This window comes from Ligilactobacillus equi DSM 15833 = JCM 10991, assembly GCF_000615765.1.
Taxonomy (GTDB): domain Bacteria; phylum Bacillota; class Bacilli; order Lactobacillales; family Lactobacillaceae; genus Ligilactobacillus; species Ligilactobacillus equi.
The window spans coordinates 1-6377 of record NZ_BAMI01000080.1; the positions used below are offsets into that span (position 1 = coordinate 1).

Consider the following 6377-nt stretch of genomic DNA (forward strand, 5'->3'; position numbering starts at 1 on the left):
AAAATAATGTTGCGCGATTTCTAAAGCCGCATGTTCCATAATTTGCTTACCATGTTCTTGAACATAAAGTGGACTTTGATCAACGCGCCGACCATATTCATAGGCCACCGCCATTAAATCGTTAATTTGTTCTTCACTGATGGAGTCTGGGTAGAAAGTCAACTTCAAGTAGTACTTGTCATGCAAAAAGTACAAGTCACTAGTAATCTCGTCACCTTCTAGGACATTAACTAAGTTTAGGAAGTCTTCGAAGTCATCTAATTCTACCAGGTAAGACTTTTCTTCATCTACTAGACTTGTCATGCGCCCCTTAGAGTTCATGGTTTCATTATTAACCTTTTCTTGATCCTGACTAGCTTTTTCGAAGGCATCTCCCAATTGTTGCTTCAAGAAGTCAGTCAGATTGTCATCTTCATCAAAATTCGTCATATCCACGTGGTGGACTTTCTTACCTTGCTTTTCTAATTCGGCTAAAGGATTGAAAGGTTCGCTTTCCCCACTTGGATCTACCTTGGAAATAAACAATTCCAAACCGTTGCGATTTGGCATCATTTGGAAAGTTACGGCTTCATTATCACGGAACTCGTGGTCCACATCAACTTCATCTAAAATTGAATAAAAGAAGCTTTCGATTTCTTTTTGGTTACCTAAAAGATCGAGGACTGTAATTCCTCTTTCAACGAGGTCTTCGTTTTCCAAGAGAACTTTGATGGTATTATCATTAATTTTCTTCATTTCCATCTTAATGCACCTCTTCTTACACTTTTTAAAAGTTTCATTCATTACTATATCAGAAAATAAAGAAAAAGGCCACCAGATAGCCCGGTAACCTTGAATTTTTTTATCACTTGACATTCAATTTTCAAAATAAAAATCAATCCCCGCATTCCTCCTGGAATACTTAGATTGATTTTTAATACTTTTTTAGTTACCAGAAGCAGCTAAAACTTTTTGGAGTTCTAAAACACGAACTTCACGTGGTAAGAAACGCCGAATTTCATCTTCGTTGTAGCCAACCTGAAGACGCTTTTCATCCATAATGATAGGACGTCGTAAAATACCTGGATTGGCTTGAATTACTGCGAATAATTCCTTCATTGGCATTTCGTCAATATCCACATTAAGCTTTTGGTATGCCTTGGAACGCTTAGAAATAATTTCTTCGGTTCCATCTTCGGTCATTTGTAAGATTTGTTTAATTTCATTAATTGATAAAGGTTCTGAAAAAATATTTCTTTCCTTGTATTCAATATTGTTTTCTTCTAGCCAAGCACGAGCCTTACGACAAGAAGTACAACTTGGTGAAGTAAATAGTGTAACCATAGTAATCGCTCCTTTACAGTTGTAAAACACTAGCGACAAATTATATTTTCTACAATTAATTATACACCGAGCTAAATGCTTTTAACAAGCCTTTCTCGATAAAAAATTTTAAATTTTACCTTAAGCTACCGCTCAAGTTTATCCCAAATGACTACTTCACCTTGATTTAAGGAGCGAGGTACATCAATAATTCTTTGATTAGATGATCCCCGAAATTGCAAGGTTAAATCCATGAGCGGTTCCATAAAGCGCCCATCAACCAGAATATCTAGGTAAGACAAGAGCTCTAATTTATCCGACGAATCTTGTAGAAGCTCATCCCAGTCATAACCAGTCCAAGACCAAATATCTTTGCTGTGACCAAATTCTTGACGGATACGCTTGACTAGACGTAAGCAGACCTGGGTATTTAAGAATGGTTCGCCACCTAAAAGAGTTAGTCCTTGAACATAGGGCTGGGCTAAATCAGCGATGATTTGATCTTCGAGTTCTTGGGTATAGGGCCTACCATAATTGAAGTTTTGGGCAGCCTTGTTATAACAACCGGGACAAGCAAAGAGGCACCCACTCACATAAAGACTACAACGAACCCCTTCACCGTCGACAAAGTTAAAAGGTTTGTAATCGGCGATTTTTTCCTGACTGTAATCCTGGGCCAACCATTCCATTGGTTTGGGATTTTTAGGTTCACGGATTTTGCGACGTTTAGGACGTTTAGCCTGAACTTTCCCCGCCAGATCATTGGTATCCACAAATCGGGTATCTCCACCAACACTAATGCGTATCTCAGCCATCAACTACATCCCCTCGCCGATATTTTTAGCCCGGGAAGAAATTTCCACGTGGCGCCCGTGAACCATGGGTCTTTGTAGTGGGTTACCTAAGTAGCCACATGTCCGCTTGACACAATCACATAATTTAGGATCATGATTACCACAATCTGGACATTCAAAACCACGTGCAGTAGCTTTAAATTCTCCTTCAAAACCACACTTAAAGCAGTGGTCAATCGGTGTATTAGTTCCCAAATAACCTACTTTATCATAGGCCCAGTCCCAAACAGCTTCTAAAGCCTTAGGATTTTGACGTAAGTTCGGGTATTCACAGTAATGAATGAAACCACCGGCTGCATATTTAGGGTAATCCATTTCAAAGCTTAACTTTTCAAATGGCGTTGGGTGTTTACGCACATCATAGTGGAAACTATTGGTGTAGTATTCTTTATCAGTAATGTCTTTGACCTTGCCAAAACGCTTAAGATCTAATTGGCAGAAGCGGTCAGTTAAAGATTCACTTGGCGTTGAGTAAACACTATAGTGGTAACCAGATTCCTTTTCCCAATCTTGACAGTAATCGTGCAATTGCTTAACGATTTCTAGGGTAAAATCGTGGGCCGCTTGATTTCCTTCCCAGTTAGGACCAAAGAAGACGGTACCAACTTCATAAAGACCAATGTAACCTAAAGAAACCGTTGCCCGTTCACCTTTAAAGAGCTCATCGACACTATCTTGGGGCTTGAGTCGCTTACCAAAGGCCCCGTATTGGTAAAGGATAGGAGCATTTTCTGGTAGGGCCTGCTTACAACGTTCTACCTTAAATTCAAGGGCTTCATGAGCAATCGCAACTTTTTCATGAAAAATTTCCCAAAAAAGGTTCATATCACCTTGAGATTCCAAAGCAATTCTTGGTAAATTCAGGGTAACAACCCCTAGGTTCATTCGACCAGAGTTAACCTCTTGGCCTTGTTCATCATGCCAACCTTGCAAGAAAGAACGACAACCCATAGGGGCCTTGAAAGAACCCGTCAACTCCACGATTTTATCATACATCAAAACATCCGGGTACATTCTTTTAGTGGCACATTCGACCGCTAATTCCTTAATATCATAATTAGGATCAGCAGGACTATAATTTACACCCTTCTTGATGGCAAAAGTCAACTTAGGGAAGATAGCCGTGCGCTTTTCTTTACCCAGCCCCTCAATCCGGATTTGCAAGATAGCTTTTTGAATTTCGCGAGCAATCCAGGACGTTCCGAGCCCAAAACCTAAGGTAGTAAAAGGTGTTTGGCCCTGAGACGAAAATAAGGTGTTGATTTCATATTCCAAGGCTTGCATAGCATCGTAGATATCTTTTTTAGTCCGCTTTTGTGCAAATTCGATTTGTTTATCTGAATCTTCAATATATTCCTTGGCTTCCACGAGGTGCTTTTGATAGTTCTTATAGGCGAAAGGTTCTAAAACTTCATCTACTCGGTCGGCTGAACAGCCACCATATTGACTGGAAGCTACATTGGCAATAATCTGTGCCATTTGAGCGGTAGCAGTTTGAATGGAATGAGGGCTCTCTACTTCAGCATTTCCAATTTTAAAGCCATTGGTCAACATTTCCTTAAAATCAATCAAACAGCAGTTGGTCATAGGACTCCAAGGTGTGTAATCTAAATCGTGATAGTGAATATCCCACGTAAGTGAGCCTTAGCTACGTGCTCTGGCATTAAACGTAACCCCAGGGTCTTTCCAACCGTACCAGCGGTTAAGTCTCTTTGGGTGTTGAAAACACGACTATCTTTATTAGCATTTTCGTGAACTAAAGTCGGATCTGCAGCTTGCAGACGAGCTAAACGTTTGGCCGGATTAGTTTCATCTTCCCATGACTTTTGCGCAGCTTGCTTATAGTCGCGGTAAGCTTGAGCTTCTTTCGTGTAGCCATAATCGACTAAGGTTTGCACAAAAATTCGGGCAATTTCTGCTGTAGTTACAGTTGGTGTTAATTGCGCCACCATGGTGGGAATTAAGCTCGCTGTTTGCGTAGCTAACCCTAATTTAGCTAGTACCGCCTTTAATTTATAAACGTGAAATTGTGTATGACTACCATCGGCACGTGTTACTTGTACTTTTAATTTTTGTTTCTTAGAAGATAAAGTTTCTACCTTCATCACACTCATCCTCTCTATATGTAGTATAATAATGCTAATCAATATCATGTCTTGTGACTTTCAATTCATGTTTAATTCTAGCGTGTTTTATAAAAAAACACAATATATAGTTTCATGTATAATTGATTGCACAAAATATTGTGTTATTGTTAAATAGGTATTCGAAGTAAATTTTATAAAGTTATACCAAAAATAGAATATGAGGTGCAAATATGGAAGTAGAAATTGAAAAGTTAGTTGCTACTGGTTTGGAAGAATTATTGGCCCAAGCGACCTACAAGCTGGAGATATTTTTGTCCTGGGTTGCAGTAGTAGCGAAGTTTTAGGACATCAAATTGGTAAGCATTCAAGTTTAGAAATTGGCCGTATCATTGTGAAAACAATTTATAATCGCCTGCAAAAAGACGGCGTAACTTTAGCAGTCCAAGGTTGCGAACACTTAAATCGGGCTCTAGTAATCCCTAAGCAAGCCGCCCTAGACCATAATTTAGAAATTGTCTCGGTTTACCCTTCCCTTCATGCTGGTGGAGCTGCGCAAGTCGCGGCTTTTGAACTTTTTGACCATCCTGTGGAAGTAGAACATTTAGTCGCACAAGCTGGGATGGATATCGGTGATACCTTTATCGGAATGCATGTCAAGCATGTCCAGATTCCCGTGCGAACTTCGGTCAAGGAAATTGGCAAAGCCATGTAACCTATGTCCGCAGTCGGCCAAAATTAATCGGTGGTCCACGGGCAAAATATTCCTGGAATCCGTATTAAGTCCAAAAAGGTGAAAGTTACGCAACTTTCACCTTTTATAGTTATTGGTTTATGCAATTTTCTTATGCGCCAACATAATTAAAGCCAGGTTGATAGCTAATAATAATGAAGTAAAGAGGAAAACTCCTTCATAATCAAAAACACTAGAAACAGCCGAACCTATCAGAGGCCCAACCACTCCACCAGCGGCTTGAAAGGACTGATTGTAAGAAAAAATTCGACCAAAAACTTGCTTATCAACTTGGGTGGTGAGGACTGTTTGCACGGCCGGCAAAAGTGCCGCACTTGACAACCCAATTAAGAATCGGAAAAGAGTTAAAAGCCAAACATCACGAATAAAGAACATCGGTAAAAACATAACAACTTGGTATGTCATACCACACATTAAAACTTTTGTCGGTCCACTGGCATCCATTTTTTTCCCAGATAACGGGCAGCTAATAAGGTTCCAAATCCTGGTGCCGCTGCCACCACCCCACTGACAAAGGAAACATTGCCGTGGTTGTGCATCAATTCCTTAACTAAGAGTGAGATAATTGGAGAAATTGACATCAAAGAAGCTTGGACAATTAAGGTCGTTGTAAACATTAAGAAAATTAAACTCTTGTTAGGTAAACTAACTAAGACTTCCTTGGCTGGTTTCATCTTTTCCTTAGTAATAGGGATAAAATGTTCTCTAGTCAGTATAGCAGTTAAAATAAAGGCCAAGGCCATTAAGGCCCCCGTCACAAAGAAAGGCAGACGATAACCACCTAAACCAGCAATCGCTCCCCCAAATAAAGGACCGAGTAAGTTTCCCGTAACATTAGCTGTCATCATGGTCGATAAGACCGTACCAGAACGTCTTTTAGGTGTTTCACCAGCAATAAAGGCAGCCGCGTTATTGATATATCCAGAAAAGGCTCCTTGTAAAAAACGCAAAGCAATAATGGACCATACTCCTTGAGCTAAACCGGTTGCCGTAATGGTTAAAGCCATCACTCCAGAAGCTCGTAAACACATAAGCTTTCGTCCTTTTTGGTCAGCTAAACTCCCCCATAATGGCGACATAATTGCTTGGGAAAGATAGGTGGCTGAAAATGCTAACCCAGAATAAAAATTAAGTTGCGTTTGGGAATATGTACCTAAAGATTCCATAAATAAGGGCATAAAAGGCATGGTCATTGAAAAGCCTAGTCCCGTAATAAAACAACCTAGCCACAAAGCCCCAAAGGTTTGCCGCCAACCTTTGGGAAAATCAGCATCTAATTTCGTAAACATTAAACTTCCTCACTTCTTAATTTTTTAAACAAGTCTAGTTTACAACTTTTTAATCCACAAAAAAAGCCTGATTTCTCAGACTTTTTCTTTATAC

At 39.8% G+C, this 6377-nt stretch carries 3 protein-coding genes and 3 pseudogenes; 1 reads left to right on the plus strand and 5 read right to left on the minus strand.

Translation table 11 applies throughout. From position 1 onward, the window contains the following. The 4 genes and pseudogenes from JCM10991_RS10965 to nrdD all read right to left on the minus strand — a co-directional run. The coding region (locus JCM10991_RS10965) for an adaptor protein MecA (RefSeq protein WP_025021509.1) at positions 1–741 on the minus strand (741 nt) is incomplete at its 3' end. A gap of 183 nt (positions 742–924) precedes the next feature. Beyond that, positions 925–1323 carry a transcriptional regulator SpxA gene (spxA, locus tag JCM10991_RS10970; protein WP_023859677.1) on the minus strand — a complete coding sequence of 133 codons (399 nt, stop codon included), beginning with the start codon at positions 1321–1323 and terminating at the stop codon, positions 925–927. A gap of 125 nt (positions 1324–1448) precedes the next feature. Beyond that, the gene (gene nrdG, locus JCM10991_RS15295; RefSeq protein WP_023859676.1) at positions 1449–2117 is read right to left on the minus strand and encodes an anaerobic ribonucleoside-triphosphate reductase activating protein; all 669 of its coding nucleotides are present in this window, start codon (positions 2115–2117) and stop codon (positions 1449–1451) included. A 3-nt stretch (positions 2118–2120) separates the two neighbouring features. Beyond that, positions 2121–4270, minus strand: a pseudogene (gene nrdD, locus JCM10991_RS15300) (anaerobic ribonucleoside-triphosphate reductase). Positions 4271–4473: 203 nt separating this feature from the next. On the opposite strand from nrdD, the pseudogene JCM10991_RS13890 reads away from it, so the two are divergent. Continuing rightward, positions 4474–5023, plus strand: a pseudogene (locus JCM10991_RS13890) (TIGR01440 family protein). A gap of 49 nt (positions 5024–5072) precedes the next feature. On the opposite strand, the pseudogene JCM10991_RS13895 reads toward JCM10991_RS13890, so the two are convergent. Continuing rightward, positions 5073–6283, minus strand: a pseudogene (locus JCM10991_RS13895) (MFS transporter). Positions 6284–6377: the final 94 nt, after the last annotated feature.